Genomic DNA, 18122 nt, shown 5'->3' on the forward strand with positions numbered 1-18122 from the left:
GCCGCACGCGCCGCCCTCGAATCACCTTTGCCCACCTAACGGGATGACATTTAAAGCCTGATTAACCACGATTACCGGCACCGGACAGCAAAGCTTTCTTGCTCTTGGATTTCCGGCCATGGTTGCGCGATCCGCCTTGACCCAGTTCACCATTCAACAAGTCGAACGGTGATTCCCACATTTTTTGTTCTCGTCAAGCTTTTCCAGAGAAAAAGCCCACAAAAATACGGAAAAAGCCTTATCCACAGGCTTTGAACCACGGCAGCGATTGCGAACCCTTATTTAAGATGCGGCGAACAAAAGACAAGGGCAGCAAATATTTTGCCCGCCGCAGCAGTTGTTTCGATCATCTTCGCAGTTGTGCAGACGGTATATGCAGCTTTAGAGCGCCGTGCGTCCTTCGGACGCACAAAGGACGCTCCAACACTTTGAGTCTGCGCATCGTGCTTTCCGAAAATCGATTCCGATTTTCGGGCCGATGCGCTAGCCTGAGAAATTGTGGCTAACGCGCCGCGCCATCATACGCCGTCACCGTCAGCGCGCCGATATCGACCGCGGGAATACAGCGCAGATTGATCGAAGCCATTGCCGCGCCGTTCGGACCCACAGCCTCGCCGAACGGTGCGATGCCGCAATTGGCGCAGAAGTGATGGCGAATGACATGCCGGTTGAAAGTATAGGTCGAGACATTGTCCTCCGGCGTTTTCAGCACCAGCTTCTCGCGCGGCACGAAGGCAAGAAGTCCGCCCCGCCTGCGGCAGAGCGAACAATTGCAGTCGAGCGCCTCGGTGAATTCGCCTTCGACCTCGAAAGCCACATTGCCGCAATGGCAGCTTCCTTCATAGAGCATGTCGTCCCCTCACATCCAATCCATCACAACCTTGCCGGAATTGCCCGACCGCATCGCCTCGAAGCCGTCGCGGAAATCGTCGATGCCGATCCGATGGGTGATGATGGGCGCCAGATCGAGGCCGCCCTGGACGAAAGCGATCATCTTGTACCAGGTCTCGAACATCTCGCGGCCGTAGATGCCCTTGAGATTGAGCATCTTGAAGATCACCTTGTTCCAGTCGATCTCGAAGCCCGCCGGCGCGATGCCGAGAATGGCGATCTTGCCACCATTGTTCATCTTGTCGATCATGTCGCGGAAGGCAGGTGCGGCCCCCGACATTTCGAGCCCGACGTCGAAACCCTCCGTCATGCCGATCGCCTTCATGACGTCGGTGAGGTTTTCCTTCGATGCGTCGACGACGTGATCGATGCCGAGCTTGCGCGCCAGCTCCAGCCGGTGCGGATTGATATCGGTGATGACGACCTTGCGGGCGCCGGATCGCTTGGCGACGAGCGCGCCCATGATACCGATCGGCCCGGCGCCGGTGACGAGCACGTCCTCGCCGACGAGATCGAAGGAAAGCGCAGTGTGCACCGCATTGCCGAACGGATCGAAGATCGCGGCGATCTCGTCGGAAATATCATCCGGGATCGGCACGACATTGCTTTCGGGAATGCAGACGAATTCGCCGAAGGAGCCCGGCCGGTTGACGCCGACACCGAGCGTATTTCGGCAGAGATGCCCCCTGCCCGCCCGGCAGTTGCGGCACTTGCCGCAGACGATATGCCCCTCACCGGAGACCCGCTCGCCGACATGATAGCGGGTGACCGCCGAGCCGATCTCGGCGATCTCGCCGGAGAATTCATGGCCGACCACCATCGGCACCGGAATGGTCTTCTGTGCCCACTGGTCCCAGTTCCAGATATGGACGTCGGTGCCGCAGATCGCCGATTTCTTCACCCGGATCAGCACATCGTTCGGCCCGACCTCGGGCACCGGCACATTCTCCATCCAGAGCCCGACTTCCGGTTTCGCTTTGACCAGCGCCTTCATCATATTCGACATTTCTGTATTCCTTGGCCCCGTATCTGTCGTAGCCCCTCATCCGCCTGCCGGCACCTCTCCCCGCACGCGGGGCGAAGGGATATGCCGCACCGGCTTCCTTCCCCTTGACGCTGCCTTTGGCAGGTCCCCTCTCCCCGCTGGCGGGGAGAGGGTTAGGGTGAGGGGCAAACCCTATTCTCAAATCCCACTCAAATCACACCCAGTTCCCGCCCTGTCTCGGCAAAGGCCGCGATCGCCCGCTCCACATCCGCTCGCGAATGCGCCGCCGACATCTGTGTGCGGATGCGGGCCTGGCCTTTCGGCACGACGGGGAAGGAGAAGCCGATCACATAGATCCCCTTCTTCAGCATCAGGCCGGCCATATCCTGGGCGAGTTTGGCGTCACCCAGCATGACGGGGATGATCGGATGGCCTTCGCCGGCAAGTGTGAAGCCGAGCTTGGTCATCTCTGTGCGGAAGAGATCCGCATTGTCGGAAAGACGCTTGCGCAAGGCATCGCCGTTTTCGATGAGGTCGAACACCTTGAGCGAGGCAGCGGCGATGACGGGCGCCAGCGTGTTCGAGAACAGATAGGGCCGCGAACGCTGCCGCAGCCAATCCACAACCTCTGCATTCGCCGAGGTATAACCGCCCGAGGCGCCGCCGAGCGCCTTGCCGAGCGTGCCGGTGATAATGTCGATCCGGCCCTCGACGCCGCAATATTCCGGCGAACCGCGACCGTTCTTGCCGACGAAGCCGACCGCATGGCTGTCATCGACCATGACCATCGCGCCGTATTTCTCGGCGAGATCGCAGACACCGCCCAAATTGGCGATGATGCCGTCCATCGAGAAGACGCCGTCGGTGGCGACCAGTTTGAAGCGGCTGCCTTCGGCCTTTTTCAGTTCCTCTTCGAGTGCTGCCATGTCGTTGTTGGCGTAGCGGAAACGCTTGGCCTTCGAAAGCCTGACGCCGTCGATGATCGAGGCGTGGTTCAGCGCGTCCGAGATGATCGCGTCCTCTTCCGAGAGCAGCGTTTCGAAGAGACCGCCATTGGCATCGAAGCAGGAGGAATAAAGGATCGTGTCCTCCATGCCGAGGAAAGAGGAGATGCGCGCTTCGAGCTGCTTGTGCTCCTCCTGCGTGCCGCAGATAAAGCGGACCGAGGCCATGCCGTAGCCGTAGCGGTCGAGCGCCTGCTTGCCGGCCTCGGCCAGTTCCTCGTTGTCGGCAAGGCCGAGATAGTTGTTAGCGCAGAAATTCAGCACCCGCTCGCCGGTGGAAATCGCGATCTCGCCCGCCTGCTTGGAGCTGATGACGCGCTCGGATTTGTAGAGGCCGGCATCCTTCAGCGCTGAGATCTCGTTGCTGAGATGGGAGAGAAATTGCGAGGTCATGGACGGCCTTTCCCAGAGATTTCCCTACAGCGCCGCGCGTCTTATCAGACGCGCAAAGGACGCTGTTACACTTTTAATCTGCGCATCGTGCTTTCCAAAAATCGATTCCGATTTTTGGGCCGATGCGCTACCGCCGGGTTAGCATATCGCCGCCGGCTTGTCTTCTTCAGCGCTGGACCGCAATCAGCAGGAACATCGGCCGGTCCAGTTCCTCCGCCCAATCGGGATTGTCGTGGAGTTCATCTTCATTCGGGCTCCACTCCTCGACATGGCGAATGGCAAAACCGGCCGCGTTCAAGGTGTTGAACGTCGTGCCGAGCTTGCGGTGTTGCTTGACCACACCCTTGGCGAGCCAGTCGGTGGTGCGCGGACCTTCGACGGAATAGCGATCGAGCGGCCAGATACGCCGCCCCTCGGCATCGGTTGCCCAGGCGGGATTGGTCGGCGCCATGAAGATCGGATGCTCGATGGTGAAGACGAAATGCGATCCCGGCAAAAGCGCGCGATAAACCGTCGCGACCAGACCGGCGAAATCCTCGATATAATGCAGCGCCAGCGAGCTGTAGGCGAAATCGAAAGAGGCTTGAGCAAGCGTGAGATGCTCGAGATCGGCGATCTCATAGGTGATCGCTGCTTCAGTCGTATCGGCCCTCGCTCTGGCGATCATCTTTTCCGAGATGTCGAGCGCAAGCACGCTTGCAGCACCCTGGCTCACGGCGAAACGCGAAAACCAGCCGAAGCCGCAGCCGAGATCGACAACACGCTTGCCGGCAAGATCGGGCAGCAGCGCGCGCACGGCCGGCCACTCGGATGCTCCGTCAAGCCCGTGGACGGATCGCCTCATGCCGCTATATCCGGTGAAAAATTCCGGTCGGTCGTAGATATTCTGGGCCATCGGCGCTCCTCCCTACTGCATAATTCCTTAAATCGGCATCGATTTCAGGAGAAAATTATGCAGCAATTCAAAGTGCTACAGCGTCCTTTGCGCGTCTGAAAAAGACGCGCGGCGCTGTAGAGGCAGCACTACCATGCCCCCTCGCCCGATCTCAAGGATCAGACGGGTCCGTTAGCCGTTGTCCTGCGCCAGAATGATCTCCAGGAAGGCATCGCCGTAGCGTTCGAGCTTCGCCTGCCCGACACCTGATATGGCGAGCAGTTCCTTGCGGCTGCGCGGCTTCTCGGTGGCGAAGGCTATCAGCGTCGTATCGGGAAAGACGACATAGGGCGGCACGCCGAGCGATTTCGCAATCGCCATACGCTCGGCCCGCAGCGCCTCGAAGAGACTGCCGTCTGCGCCTGATAGTCCCGATTTGCGCTCGCTGCGCTCCGCCTTCTTCGTGCGCCGTTCCGAGGCCGGCCGATCCTTGCGGAAGAACACCTGCCGCTCGTGTTTGAAGACAGCGCGCGCCTCCGGCTCCAGCTTCAGCGCCCCAAAGGCCTCGTGGTCGACGCGGATCAACCCCATGGCGAGCAGCTGGCGGAAGACCGACTGCCAAACGCGCGCCGGAATATCCTTGCCGGCGCCGAAGACCGGCATTTCGGCATGACCGAAACGTTCGGTCTTTTCGTTGACGTTGCCAAGGAGCACGTCGACGACATGGCCAGCGCCGAAACGCTCGCCGGTGCGATAGATGGCGGCCAGCGCCTTGATCGCCGCCTCCGTGCCCTCCCAGGTCTCGACCGGCTTCAGGCAGGTGTCGCAATTGCCGCAATGGCCGGCATGCGCCTCACCGAAATGGGCAAGGATCGCCTGGCGGCGGCAGGAGGCGGTCTCGCAGATCGCTAGCAATGCGTTGAGCTTGGCGCGTTCGACCCGTTTGATCTCCGCGGCGGCATTGCCCTCATCGATCATCCGGCCGCGCTGGATGACGTCGGCCATGCCATAAGCCATCCAGACCTCGGACGGCAGGCCGTCGCGTCCGGCACGTCCGGTCTCCTGATAATAGGCCTCGACGGAACCCGGCAGATCGAGATGCGCGACATAACGCACGTTCGGTTTGTCGATGCCCATGCCGAAGGCAACGGTGGCGACCAGGCAAAGATTTTCTTCTTTGAGGAAGGCATCCTGATTGGCGTCACGAACGGCCCTGTCCATGCCGGCATGGTAAGCAAGCGCGCGAATGCCCTGCCCGTTCAGCCATTCGGCCGTATCCTCGACCTTGGCGCGCGACAGGCAATAGACGATGCCGCTGTCGCCCTTGTGGCCGGACAGGAACCGCAACAGCTGCTGGCGCGGCTGGTCACGCTCGACGATCTCATAGGCGATGTTCGGTCGGTCGAAGCTGGTCGTGAAGATCTGGGCGGCATCGAGCCCCAGCCGCTCGATGATGTCGTCGCGTGTGTGCGGATCAGCCGTCGCCGTCAGCGCCACACGGGGCACACCGGGATATTGCTCGCCGAGCCGGCCGAGCGCGCGATATTCCGGCCGGAAATCATGGCCCCATTGCGAGACGCAGTGGGCCTCGTCGATGGCAAACAGCGCGATCTTCTCGTTGGCGATCAGCTCGCGGAAACCATCGGTCAGAATACGCTCGGGCGTGACGTAGAGAAGGTCGAGCTGGCCCGCCGAAAGCGCGCGGCGAACCTCGACGAACTCCTCGCGCGACAGCGACGAGTTGAGCGCGGCTGCCCGGATGCCGAGCTGCTTCATCGCCTCGACCTGATCGCGCATCAGCGCAATCAGTGGCGAAACCACGATGCCGACGCCATCGCGGCAGAGCGCCGGGATCTGGAAGCACAGCGATTTGCCCGCACCTGTGGGAAAGAGCACGACCGCATCGCCGCCGGAAACCACGTGCTCGACCACCTGCTGCTGCTTGCCGCGGAAGGAGGAATAGCCATAGACCTGCTTGAGAATCTCGAGCGGCGAGCGGCCGGAAGAAAACAGCGCGCCGGAAGCGGAAAAACCCGGTTCATTCCGTTCAGTCAGCGACATCAGTGGTTCGCCGCCCCTTTGACGCGGCCGGAAAGCACGCCGAAGCCATCGATGATCGCCTCCTGGTTCTCAAGGCGCACCCCTTCGAAATGCACTTCCTGCTGCGCCCGCATCAGCTGAACGATCGCCTCGCCGTCGCCGGCTTCGGTCGCCAGCGCGATCTCGCGCTCGAGCTCGATCTTCTGCCGGCGCAGCGCCTTCGCCCGCTTGTGGGAGGCCAGCGCCTGGCGGTATCCTTCACGCGCATCTTCCATCGCCGCCTCCTCGGTCGCGATCCACAGCCGGGCATTGCGCACCTGCTGGTCGAGGCTCTTGATGAGCGGGCCGAAGCCTTCGAATTCCAGCCTTTCGGTCAGATATTCGCGCGTCAGATGCGGGCCGGCGACGGCCGCGGCTGCCCCCAGCATCGCCGACCAGAGCCGCTGCAGCTCGCGGCTGTCATATTCGATCGCGGCGATCTCGTCATAATCGTCGATCATCAGCGAGGGGTGATTGACGACGGTCAGCGCCAGCACGCATTCCCGCAGCGCCGTATTGTTCTGGTGGCCCCGCACCGGGCCTGACCGGGCGAGCCTTTCGGAAATGACGCTCGGGCTTTTCGGCCCTGCCTTGCCGGCATTGTCGCGGCCCGTCCGGTAATTGCCATTGCCGTTGAAGCCGCCGCGGCGATCGCCATTGTTGCGGTTCTGGAACTGCGGCTGGAAGAAGGCATTCAGCCGGTCGCGAATATCCTGCTGGTAGTGACGGCGCACGTTCTCGTCGGCGATGACCGCGACCAGTTGCTTCAGTCGCGCCTCCAGTTCGGCGCGCGCCTCGGGCGTGTCGAACTTGCCGGTGCTGATCTCCCGGCTCCAAAGCATCTCGGAGAGCGGCTTTGCCTGGCTCATCACCTTGTCGAAAGGCGCGCGCCCGTCATCGCGCACGAGATCGTCCGGATCCTTGCCGTCGGGCAGAAGCGCGAAGCGAACAGAACGGCCGGGCTTGAGATGCGGCAGCGCCAGTTCGGCGGCGCGATTGGCGGCGCGGATGCCGGCGCCGTCGCCGTCGAAGCAGAGCACCGGTTGCGGCACCATCTTCCAGAGCAGCTCGAGCTGGTTTTCGGTGAGCGCTGTGCCGAGCGGCGCAACGGCATTCTCGATGCCCGCCTGATGCAGCGCGATCACGTCCATATAGCCTTCGACGGCGATGATGGTGCCGGTCGCATTGTCATCTTGAGGATCGCCGCGGCCCGGTCCCTGGATCGCGCGCCGCGCACGGGCGAAATTGTAAAGAACATTGCCCTTGTGGAAGAGCTCCGTCTCGTTGGAGTTCAGATATTTCGCCGGCGCGTCGGCCGACATGGCGCGGCCGCCGAAAGCGATCACCTTTTCCCGCGATGAAAGGATCGGGAACATGATGCGGTCGCGGAAACGATCGTAGGAAACCGGCACGTTTTCATGGACGACCAGACCGCAGGCCTCGATCTGATCCTTGGAGACACCCTTGCCGGCGAGGAATTCCTTGAGCGCATTGCGGCTCTCGGGCGCATAGCCGAGACGGAAGGTCTCGATGGTGCGCCCCGTCAATCCGCGGTCGCGCAGGTAGGCGCGCGCCCTCGCCCCATTCGCCGTCTGCAGCTGATCCTGGAAAAATTGCGTCGCCATTTCCATGACGTCGATCAGCGAGCCGCGCTCCTTTTCGCGCTTCTCCATCACAGGATCGGCAAGTGGCATAGGCACGCCGGCCATATCGGCGATCTGCTGCACCGCTTCGGGAAAACTCAGGCCCTCCAGCTCGGTGAGAAAGCGGAAATGGTCGCCGGTGACGCCGCAGCCGAAGCAGTGATAGCGGCCCTTTCGGTCCTCGCAATGGAAGCTCGGCGATTTCTCGCCGTGGAACGGGCAGCAGGCCCAGTAATCGCCGCGCGACACGTTTGTCTTGCGCTTGTCCCAGCTGACGCGACGCGCAATCACGTTCGAAATCGGAACGCGGTCGCGAATATCATCGAGAAAGGTGTTGGAAAAGCGCATTTATACCTCTTGATCAGCCTTCATATAAGCTGCTTTGCCGCTCCACGCCATGAAACTTGTCATGAAAACCCGCTATTCACAGGCTATGCGGCCATCATTGCCGCCTCCGGTTATCCAATCAACAACGCGTTATCGCCCCCTGCGACAGGGTGCGACATTATTGTCCCTTCGGAGCCGGAATTCTGCCGTCAGAAAAGCTTGAGCAGGAGCGGCGACCTCTAACAGAATTGAGAGAAAATCTTTTGGAAACAAAAGATTATCCCCTCAGATGATTGCTCCTCATCATCCCTAGCGCCACCTCCCGAGGATCCGCTTCGACGCCTCCCAAACCGCCGATTCCGGCAATTATTATTTTTTTGTAATTTGAATAAGCCGCCGCGCCGCAATAGGTTCGATCTCAACAAAGCGATCCCCGAGCGAAGCACCATCCCTACCCCCGGCGCCGCTTCGCAAGGGTGCCTTTGCAAATACCCTCCGGCTTGGGCTTCGGCCCTGCGTGCCGGTGGACGCAAAGAGCAAGAAGGCAGGAGCGCCCCCAGCTCCTGCCTTCTTAAATTTTTGGCTCTCCTGCGACAACTCTCCCTTTAAAATTAACCGCTTATCGATAAAATCGTTGACAGGCGGCGCTTGCATGAAAGATGTATGCGCCGAACTCCCTGGACCTCTCCAAATGGCTTTTACCGCGGATAATCTTGCAGCAGACGATCGCTTTCTCGCTGCCATCCTCCATTGCGCCGATCAGATGCTCGCCATCTATCGCGAGAGCCCGCGCATCGCTTCGATCTTCGCCGCGCAGCAGCGCTGGCTGATGGCCCATGCCGGCTTTGCGCTTCACTACGGTTATTCCGACGACGGGAAGAGCGGCGGCCTCTATTCCGGCCGCTTCATCGATTTTGCGGTCAGGAACAACATCGCCAGCCGCAACACGGCCGCGGCCTTCATGCAGGAAATGCTGGCCTATCGCTTCCTGCGACCGGTTCCCGGCCCCGATAAGCGCACACGCTACCTCGAGCCCACCGAAATCGCCGAGCAGCATTTCACCCGATGGCTCGTCGCCCATATGATGATCCTCGACAGCCTCGACGGCGGTGAGCGCGCCGATAAGATCACCGCCAACCCCTCGGCGATGATGGCAGCGATCCAGCCACTGATTGCAAGGGCGATCATAGGAAGTGAAGCGGTGCGTAATCCGGGCGCCACCTTCAACCTCTTCAACTGGGCAAATTCCGGCGGGCTGGTGATGGACTACCTGATCTCGCGCCTTCCCGAATTTCCAAGGACGGCGGACCGCGTCGTGCTTGGCCCTCTGTCGCTCAGGGAAATCCGCGAACAGTTCATGATCTCCAACACCCATCTGAAGCGGCTTCTGATGCAGGCAGCGACCATGGAGAGTATCGGCTGGACCGAACCCTCCCGCAAGGGCGACTTCTGGCTGTCGGCCCATTTCATCCGCGAATATTGGAATTATCAGGCGGCGAAATTCGCCATCATCGATGCCGCCGCCGAAGCGGTGCTCGGGCCTGCGGTCCGTGACGAACCGCAGGCAAGACGGGTTATCTAAGGCTTATCCGTTCAACAGTTCCTTGACGGTCGCCGATGCCTTGGCGAAATCCATCTGGCCGGCATAACGCTCCTTCAGCGCCGCCATTACCTTGCCCATGTCCTTGGCGCCCGCGGCACCGGTCTCGGCGATGATCGCCGAGACATTGGCGCGCACTTCGCCGTCCGAAAGCTGCTTCGGCATGAAATCCTGGATGACGATGATTTCGGCGCGCTCCTTGGCGGCAAGCTCCGGCCGGGAATTCTCCTCGTAGATCTTTGCCGATTCGTCACGCTGCTTCACCATTTTGGCGAGAATCTGCAGGATCTCGTCGTCGCTCGCCTGCTCCTTACCGGTGCCGCGGTTGGCGATATCGCGGTCCTTGACCGCGGCCTGAATCAGCCGGACGGTGGAAAGCCGCTCCGCATTCTTGGCCTTCATCGCCTCTTTCAGCTGGGTGGCGAGTTGATCGCGCAGCATGGTCTTCACTCCTGTTTTGATGCCGCTTCATAAACCACGCTGATGCGGGGGATCAAATAAATTGCGCGGTCATTGCGATAAAGCGCAGGAAAACGGCCGCAATCTCGGCTACAAAGATTGACCGCAAGCGATTGCGTGGCTATTTACCGCCACCTGCACCAAAATTCGTGATCAGGCCTGAAGCGCGCGGCATTGCCGCGTCCACGCGCCTGCGAGATCAAAAGGCGGCGAGCCGCGGCAACGCGCGCACCGAACGCCGGAAACGGGATGAAGATGACCGCGACAGCACCCTGGACAATCGAGAAGCCGACCGCCCTGCTCGTTCTTGCCGACGGCACGGTCATCGAAGGCAAGGGCATCGGCGCCACCGGCAAGGTGCCTGCCGAAGTGGTCTTCAACACCGCGCTGACCGGCTATGAGGAGATCCTGACGGACCCCTCCTATCTCGGCCAAATCGTCACCTTCACCTTCCCGCATATCGGCAATATCGGCACCAACGATGAAGACATCGAGGATTTGACCCCTGCCGCCCGCCATGGTGCCGTCGGCGTCATCTTCAAGGCCGATATCACTGACCCCTCGAACTACCGCGCCGCCAAGCACCTCGACCAATGGCTGAAGGCCCGCGGCGTCATCGGCCTTTGCGGCATCGACACACGCGCGCTGACCGCCTGGATCCGTGAGAACGGCGCCCCGAACGCGGTGATCGCCCACGACCCGAACGGCGTCTTCGACATCGAGACGCTGAAGGCCGAAGCCAAAGCTTGGAGCGGCCTCGAAGGTCTCGACCTCGCCAAGATTGCCTCGTCGGGCCAGTCCTCGCAATGGACCGAAACGCCGTGGGTGTGGAATGAAGGTTACGGTGAACTCAAGGCGACGGACGCGAAATACCACGTCGTCTGCCTGGATTACGGCGTCAAGCGCAACATCCTGCGCCTGTTTGCCGGGCTCGGCTGCAAGGTGACTGTCGTGCCTGCCGCAACGAGTGCCGAAGATGTGCTCGCCATGCAGCCGGACGGCATCTTCCTGTCGAACGGCCCGGGCGATCCGGCGGCAACCGGTGAATATGCCGTGCCTGTGATCAAGACGCTTGTTAAGACCGATATCCCGGTCTTCGGCATCTGCCTCGGCCACCAGATGCTGGGCCTCGCACTCGGCGCGAAGACCGAAAAGATGCATCAGGGCCACCACGGCGCCAACCACCCTGTCAAGGACCATACCACAGGCAAGGTCGAGATCGTCTCGATGAACCACGGCTTCGCGGTCGACTCGAAGTCGCTGCCAGATGGTGTTGAAGAGACTCATATTTCGCTTTTCGACGGCACCAATTGCGGCCTGCGCGTCCTCGGCAAGCAGGTCTTCTCCGTCCAGCATCATCCGGAAGCCTCTCCCGGCCCGCAGGACAGCCACTATCTCTTCCGTCGCTTCATCAACATGGTGCGCGAGAAGAAGGGCGAACCGGCGCTCGCCGAACGCTGATTTCAAATAATGCCCGTTTAGATGAAGGCCCACCCAAGTGGGCCTTTTTCTTCATTCGTATATTGACCTCAACTTATCTTGAGGAATTACAGATCTGCCTGCAAACATCTGATGCGGGAGAAAACCGGATGAACGGCGTTTTCTACAGGATCGACAAGTTCGCCGTGCCACCTCCGGCGCGCGACGAGTTCCTGATGCATATGGTGTGCACACATACATTGCTGCAGACGCAGCAAGGCTTCACTCGCCACTCTGTCCTGGAACAGGTCGCAGGCCCCGGCGAATTCAACTTCGTGACGATCGCCGAATGGGAAAATGCCGAGGCGTTCGAGCAGTCGCAGGCAGCGGTCACCGCCGCGCAGGCGACGGCGAACCTTAGTCCGCAGGAAATGTTCGAACGGCTCGGCATCCGCGCCGATATCGCCGGCTACAAGCCGGTCGCAGCCTGATCAGGAGATATCAGGCGCTGGCCGTCACTCCTTCGCGGCGAAGGAGAAGGTAGAAGCGCGCGCAGAGCATGACGGCGGCGGCTGCCAGCCCGACGAGGAAGCCGAACCAGATGCCGATGCCGCCGAAACCCAGCGGGAAGGCAAAGGCCCAGGCGAGGAAGAAGCCGATCGGCCAGTAGGCGATCAACGCCATGATCATCGGCACGCGTGCGTCCTTGAGGCCGCGCAGCAATCCGTTGGCGATCACCTGTAGCCCGTCGACGAGCTGGAAAAGCCCGGCAACGACGATCAGCGGCCCAGCATAGGCAAGCACCTCGGGCGCCTCGGCCGAATTGACGTCGAGGAACCAGCTGCCGAGGAATTGCGGCATGGTGGCAAAGAGCACCGAACCCACCGCCGAAATGGCGCAGGCGAGGATCAGCACCATGATCGAAGCGCGCACCAACCCCTGATAGTCGCCCTGCCCGTGCGCGACACCGACGCGCACCGTTGCCGCCTGGCTGAGGCCGAGCGGGATCATGAAGGCGATCGAGGCCCATTGCAGGGCGATGCCATGAGCGGCAAGCTCGATCGTGCCGATATGGCCCATCAGGAGCGAAGCCACCGTGAACAGGCTGACCTCGGCAAGGATGGTGACGCTGATCGGGAAACCGAGGCGGATGACCTCCAGCAGCGCATGCCAGTCGGGCTTCCAGAACCGCACGAAGATCTCGTAGCGCCGGGTCTCCTCCCGTCGCTGCACGAAAGCCAGGATGAAGAGGAAGCCGGCCGTCTGCACGACGACCGAAACGATCGCAGCACCTTCGAGCCCCATCGCCGGAAAGCCGAAATGGCCGAGCACGAGCATATAGGCGAAGATCGCGTTCATCACCAGCGTGGCGATGGTGACGTTGAGGATGATGCCCGCCTTGCCGATGGCGCTGACCAGCGCGCGCATGACGTTGAAGAGCAGCGCCGGCAGCACGCCGAACTGGCCGATCATGATGTAGCCGTGGGCGAGCTTGGCCACCTCGGGCTTCTGCTGCGCAAAGAGAAGGATCTGCTCCGAATTGAAGAAGGCCGGCTGCATGATGACCCAATAGGCGATCACTACCCACAGACCCATGCGCAGCGACCGGCGCACCGAGACGACGTCGCCGCGGCCATAGGCCTGCGCCACCATCGGAATGACGGCGATGGCAAAGCCCGAGCCGAAGATCAGGATTGTGAACAGGAACTGTGCCGCAAGCACCATCGCCGCCAGATGCTCGGCGCCGAGGCGGCCGACGATCATCACGTCGGTGGTGTTGATGCCGAGTTGGGCGAGTTGCGCGCCGATCAGCGGAATGCCGAGCGCCAGCGTTGCACGGAAATGTGCGCTCCAACGATTATCTGCTGTCGGCGCAAGTCTGCGCGCGTCGATCGGCGTGTCCATGACACCAGTCCTGTGATTGAAATATGCGTCGCCGCAGCTTGCGGCGAAATATCATCCGGACTTAGATCAAAGCTCCGCAAAGAACTACCCCAAATGAGGCAGATGATGAAAAATTCATCATCACATCAGCGTTTCTGATCGATCAACCTGCCGCTTCCAACGCCTCGGCCGACTCACGGATCCGGACCCGAACGAGGAACACGCCGGCGGCCACCAGGATGAATAGGGCGGCGGCAAGATAGGGCGCGCCGGCAAAGGTGACCGGCGCCTCGGGCCGCGTGAAATAACCGAACATCTGCGTGAAGATCAGCGGCCCGGCGATGGTGGTGATGCTGCTGAGGCTGGTGAGCGCGCCCTGCAGCTCGCCCTGCGCCGAGGGCGGCACCATGCCGGCGGCAATGCTGCGCAGCGGCGGATCAGCGACGTTTTCCATGACAGTCGCAACGATGATGACATAGACGACCCAGCCCTCCCAGGCGAAGGCATAACCGGTGAGACCGACGGCCGAGAAGCAGAGGCCGAGAAGAGCGGTCTTCCACTCGCCGAGCACCGGCACGATCCGCGGCAGAACCAGGCCCATGACGATCGCGGCGCCGATGCCGTAAATACCGAGCGACAGGCCGATCTGTCCTTCGCTCCAGCCGTAGCGATAGGTCGAGACGAACGCCCAGACCGAGGGATAGACGGCATGTGCCAGGAAGAACAGGAACATGACGAGGCTGACCCAGCCGATGCCGGGATAATGGCGCATCTGGCGCAAAGCGCCGAGCGGGTTGGCGCGTTTCCACTCGAACCGGCGGCGGTTCTTCGCCTCCAGTGTCTCCGGCAGCAGGAAGCAGGCGGCGATGAAATTGACAAGCGATAGCGCGGCCGCGCCGAGGAATGGCACACGCGGGCCGAATTCGCCGAGGACACCGCCGACGACGGGGCCGATGGTGAAGCCGACGCCGAAGGCGATGCCGATCAGCCCGAAATTCTTCGCCCGGTTCTCCTCCGTGCTGATATCGGCGATATAGGCCGAGCAGGTGGCGAAACTGCCGCCGCTAATGCCGGCCAGCACGCGGCCGACGAACAGCATCCAGAAGCTGGTGGCAATGCCGCAGATGAAATTGTCGATCGCGAAGGTCAGCACCGAAAGCAAAAGGATCGGCCGGCGGCCGAAACGGTCGGACAGATTTCCGAGCAGCGGCGCGAACAGGAATTGCATGCCGGCATAGACCAGCATCAGCCAGCCGCCGTCGATCGCCGCGTCGCTGACGCTGCCGCCGGTCAGTTGCTCCAGATAGGCGGGCAGCACCGGCATGATGATGGCGATGCCGATAATGTCGAGGAAGAGGATGATGAAGACCAGGAAAAGGCCGCGGCGAACGAATTTAGGGTCAAGCATGAGGCATCTCTACAGCGGTTGGTTCTGAAAAGACGATCTCATCGCCGAGAAAATGACATAGCTCAGAAAAGAAACCGAAACAATCCGTGAACATTTCAAAGTTTTTGATAATGCTCAACGGGAACTTTGTGAGAGGCCTCAACCGGAGGCCGCGCGCTGCCGATCCAGCTTCAGAAAATCGATGAAAGCGCGTAACGGTGCCGGCATATGCCGTCGGCTGGCGTAGTAGAGATATGGGCCGGAAAATTCGCTCACCCAATCGTCGAGGATAGCGACCAGTTGACCGGAGGCGAGGCTCGGTTCCAGAAGCTCCTGGAATGAGCCGATGATGCCCAGTCCCGCGATCGCCGCGGCAAGCTCCACCTCGATTGAATTGGAAGTCAGCGCACCGCTCGGCGAGATGGCCAGAGTCTCGCCGCCACGCTCGAATTCCCAGGTGAGCGCGGCCCCGCTGAGGAAACGGTGCCGGATACAGTTGTGCTCCAGCAGATCACGCGGATGCTGCGGTACGCCCCTTTCCTGGAGATAGGCCGGCGAAGCGGCGGTGATGTAGCGCTGCCGGCGCGGGCCGATCGGTACAGCGATCATGTCGCGCTCGATCCGCTCGTCATAACGGATGCCGGCATCGAAACCGGCGGCGAGCACGTCGATGAACGTATCCTCGGCGACGATCTCCAGCTCGATCTCGGGATAAAGCTTCAGGAACCGGCAGGCAATGTCGGGCAAGAACAGCCGCGCCGCGATCGTCGGCACATTGAGCCGCAGCGTGCCGGCCGGCCTGTCGCGGAAACTGTCGAGCGCGCCGAGTGCGGCCGCGACCTCACTGAGCGCCGGCGCCAGCTGCGCCAGCAATCGTTCGCCGGCGGCCGTCGGCGTGACGCTGCGCGTCGTCCGGTTGAGCAGGCGCACGCCGAGCCGCTCCTCCAGCCGCCTGAGCGACTCGCTCAGCGAAGACGCTGAAACCCCGCGCTTGCGGGCGGCGGCGCGGAAGCTTCGCTCCCTTGCAATTGCCGTGAAGGCATCCAGATCACTCAGGGGAAGATCGTTCATTGTGCATTTTTCCGTACGGCCCGTTCGACACTATCCGGATTGTCGCACAAATGCGAAAGCGGTAAAACGGCGTCCGGCAGCGCCACCCGGCACAGAAGAAGGAGAAGACAATGCAGACCTATCGTTTGGGAAAGACCGGACCCGATGTCTCGGCCATCGGCCTCGGCTGCATGGGCATGTCGGGCATGTATGGCCCCTCCGATCGCGCAGAAAGCATCGCGACGATCCATGCCGCGCTCGATGTCGGCATCAACCTGCTCGACACCGGCGATTTCTATGGCATGGGCCATAACGAAATGCTGATTGGCGAGGCATTGAAAGGCCGCAGGCGCGAGGACGCCGTCGTCAGCGTCAAGTTCGGCGGCCTGCGCGATCCCGTCGGCGGCTGGAGCGGCTTCGACGCCCGCCCGGTCGCGGTGAAGAACTTCCTCAGCTATACGCTGCAGCGCCTCGGCGTCGACTATATCGACATCTATCGCCCCGCCCGCCTCGATCCGAACGTGCCGATCGAGGACACGGTCGGCGCCATCGCCGACATGGTCAAGGCAGGTTATGTCAGGCATATCGGCCTGTCGGAAGTCGGCGCCGACACGATCCGCCGCGCCGCCACTGTTGCCCCGATCGTCGACCTGCAGATCGAATATTCGCTGATCTCGCGCGGCATTGAGGAGAAGATCCTGCCAACGACACGTGAACTCGGCATTTCGATCACCGCCTACGGCGTGCTCTCGCGCGGCCTGATCAGTGGCCACTGGCAAAAGGGCCAGGGTGGGACGGCCGGCGATTTCCGCGCCTACAGCCCGCGCTTCCAGGAAGGCAATATCGAGCAGAACCTCGCTCTGGTGGAGAAGCTGCGTGGGATTGCCGAGGCAAAGAGCGTCTCTGTCGCCCAGATCGCCATCGCCTGGGTCGCCGCCAAGGGCAAGGATATCGTCCCGATCATCGGCGCTCGCCGCCGCGACCGGCTGACCGAGGCGCTCGGCTCACGCGCCGTCGACCTGTCGCCAGACGATTTCGCCATCATCGAACGCGCCGTGCCGAAAGACGCGGCCGCAGGTGGGCGTTATCCCGAGCATATGCTGCAGCATATGGACAGCGAGAAGTAAGCAAAGATGGAAGGGGCTGCGATGTGCTTTGTGCCATGCGCCCCTTCATCTTCTCCTCAAATCGGGCCGGAGAACGTATCGCAGGCTGACAGCTGGCCGCTGTCGAAGCCACGCTTGAACCATCTGACGCGCTGCTCCGAGGTGCCGTGGTTGAAGCTTTCCGGCACGACGTAACCCTGTGACCGCTTCTGCAGCGTGTCGTCGCCGATCTGCTGGGCGGCGTTCAGCGCCTCCTCCAGATCGCCTGACTCCAGCAGGCCCTTCTGCTGGGTATATTTGCCCCAGATGCCGGCGAAGCAATCGGCCTGCAACTCGACGCGCACCGACATTTTGTTGGCCTCGGCCTCGCTCATGCGCTGACGAGCCTGGTTGAACTTCGGCAGGATGCCAAGCAGGTTCTGCACGTGATGGCCGACCTCGTGAGCAACGACATAGGCCTCGGCGAAATCGCCCGACGCGCCGAAGCGGTCGGAAAGCTCCTGGAAGAATTCGGTATCGAGATAGACCTTGTGGTCGCTGGGGCAGTAGAACGGGCCTGTTGCAGATGATGCGGAGCCGCAGGCCGATGCCGTCGAGCCCGAGAACAGCACGAGGCGTGGCTCCTCGTAATTCTGGCCCTGCGCCTGGAAGATGCCCTTCCAGGTATCTTCGGTCTCGGCAAGAACGGTGCGCATGAAAGCAGTCATCTCGTCATTGGCGGGCGTGCGTGTTCCGCCGGACTGGCTCTGCTCGTAGCCGGGACCGCTCGTCGTGCCGCCGGTATCGAGCACCTGCATCAGGTCGATGCCCATCGCCTTGAAGATAAAATAGATGACGACGAGAAAGATGATCGTGCCGATGCTGAGGCCGCCGCCGGCGCGGCGAACGCCGCCGCCGGAGGGGAAATTAAAGCCGCCGCCGCGGCCGAAACCGCCACCGGTCGGATCGCTGCGGCGATCCTCGATATTATCGGACTGACGCCGGCCTCTCCATTCCATCTTCGCTCTCCCCGGCAATGCCT

15 protein-coding genes are annotated in these 18122 nt (G+C 61.6%); 4 read left to right on the top strand and 11 right to left on the bottom strand.

Going from position 1 to position 18122, the window contains the following annotated elements:
• Window positions 1–502 precede the first annotated feature (502 nt).
• The 6 genes from CUJ84_RS15345 to dnaG form a co-directional block, all read right to left on the bottom strand.
• Window positions 503–850, bottom strand: coding sequence for a GFA family protein (locus CUJ84_RS15345; RefSeq protein WP_105006841.1), 348 nt, complete (start codon window positions 848–850; stop codon window positions 503–505).
• A gap of 9 nt (window positions 851–859) precedes the next feature.
• Window positions 860–1897: an L-threonine 3-dehydrogenase gene (gene tdh / locus CUJ84_RS15350; RefSeq protein WP_105006842.1), complete on the bottom strand. Its 1038-nt coding sequence runs from the start codon at window positions 1895–1897 to the stop codon at window positions 860–862.
• A gap of 188 nt (window positions 1898–2085) precedes the next feature.
• A complete protein-coding gene (locus tag CUJ84_RS15355) occupies window positions 2086–3273 on the bottom strand; it encodes a glycine C-acetyltransferase (protein WP_105006843.1) in 1188 nt (395 codons plus the stop codon).
• A gap of 166 nt (window positions 3274–3439) precedes the next feature.
• On the bottom strand, window positions 3440–4168 hold the full coding sequence (locus CUJ84_RS15360; protein ID WP_105006844.1) for a class I SAM-dependent methyltransferase: 729 nt from the start codon (window positions 4166–4168) through the stop codon (window positions 3440–3442).
• 171 nt (window positions 4169–4339) lie between these two features.
• Window positions 4340–6208: a DNA helicase RecQ gene (gene recQ / locus CUJ84_RS15365; protein WP_105006845.1), complete on the bottom strand. Its 1869-nt coding sequence runs from the start codon at window positions 6206–6208 to the stop codon at window positions 4340–4342.
• Window positions 6208–8217 (bottom strand): DNA primase, encoded by a 2010-nt coding sequence (gene dnaG / locus CUJ84_RS15370; RefSeq protein WP_105006846.1) that lies wholly within the window; start codon window positions 8215–8217, stop codon window positions 6208–6210. The genes recQ and dnaG overlap by 1 nt, the downstream gene beginning before the upstream one ends.
• A 670-nt stretch (window positions 8218–8887) precedes the next feature.
• Here dnaG and CUJ84_RS15380 point away from each other — a divergent pair.
• On the top strand, window positions 8888–9778 hold the full coding sequence (locus tag CUJ84_RS15380; RefSeq protein ID WP_105006847.1) for a hypothetical protein: 891 nt from the start codon (window positions 8888–8890) through the stop codon (window positions 9776–9778).
• A 3-nt stretch (window positions 9779–9781) separates the two neighbouring features.
• Here CUJ84_RS15380 and CUJ84_RS15385 read toward each other — a convergent pair whose 3' ends face one another.
• A complete protein-coding gene (locus tag CUJ84_RS15385) occupies window positions 9782–10237 on the bottom strand; it encodes a GatB/YqeY domain-containing protein (RefSeq protein ID WP_012758386.1) in 456 nt (151 codons plus the stop codon).
• A gap of 273 nt (window positions 10238–10510) precedes the next feature.
• On the opposite strand from CUJ84_RS15385, the gene carA reads away from it, so the two are divergent.
• Entirely contained in the window at window positions 10511–11716 is a 1206-nt protein-coding gene (gene carA, locus CUJ84_RS15390; protein ID WP_105008202.1) for a glutamine-hydrolyzing carbamoyl-phosphate synthase small subunit, read from the top strand.
• Window positions 11717–11844: 128 nt separating this feature from the next.
• Window positions 11845–12165 (top strand): antibiotic biosynthesis monooxygenase family protein, encoded by a 321-nt coding sequence (locus CUJ84_RS15395; RefSeq protein WP_105006848.1) that lies wholly within the window; start codon window positions 11845–11847, stop codon window positions 12163–12165.
• A gap of 10 nt (window positions 12166–12175) precedes the next feature.
• Here CUJ84_RS15395 and CUJ84_RS15400 read toward each other — a convergent pair whose 3' ends face one another.
• The 3 genes from CUJ84_RS15400 to CUJ84_RS15410 form a co-directional block, all read right to left on the bottom strand.
• Window positions 12176–13579, bottom strand: a complete 1404-nt coding sequence (locus tag CUJ84_RS15400) for an MATE family efflux transporter (protein WP_105006849.1) — start codon at window positions 13577–13579, stop codon at window positions 12176–12178.
• 142 nt (window positions 13580–13721) lie between these two features.
• Window positions 13722–14966 (bottom strand): TCR/Tet family MFS transporter, encoded by a 1245-nt coding sequence (locus CUJ84_RS15405; RefSeq protein WP_105006850.1) that lies wholly within the window; start codon window positions 14964–14966, stop codon window positions 13722–13724.
• A 138-nt stretch (window positions 14967–15104) separates the two neighbouring features.
• Entirely contained in the window at window positions 15105–16016 is a 912-nt protein-coding gene (locus CUJ84_RS15410; protein ID WP_105006851.1) for a LysR family transcriptional regulator, read from the bottom strand.
• Between the two features lie 110 nt (window positions 16017–16126).
• Here CUJ84_RS15410 and CUJ84_RS15415 point away from each other — a divergent pair, with 110 nt between their 5' ends.
• On the top strand, window positions 16127–17122 hold the full coding sequence (locus CUJ84_RS15415) for an aldo/keto reductase (RefSeq protein WP_105006852.1): 996 nt from the start codon (window positions 16127–16129) through the stop codon (window positions 17120–17122).
• Window positions 17123–17178: 56 nt separating this feature from the next.
• Here CUJ84_RS15415 and ypfJ read toward each other — a convergent pair whose 3' ends face one another.
• Complete coding sequence (gene ypfJ / locus CUJ84_RS15420; protein WP_105006853.1) at window positions 17179–18099, bottom strand: KPN_02809 family neutral zinc metallopeptidase; 921 nt, start codon at window positions 18097–18099, stop codon at window positions 17179–17181.
• Window positions 18100–18122 lie beyond the last annotated feature (23 nt).

This window comes from Rhizobium leguminosarum (assembly GCF_002953715.1).
GTDB classification, from domain to species: domain Bacteria; phylum Pseudomonadota; class Alphaproteobacteria; order Rhizobiales; family Rhizobiaceae; genus Rhizobium; species Rhizobium leguminosarum_V.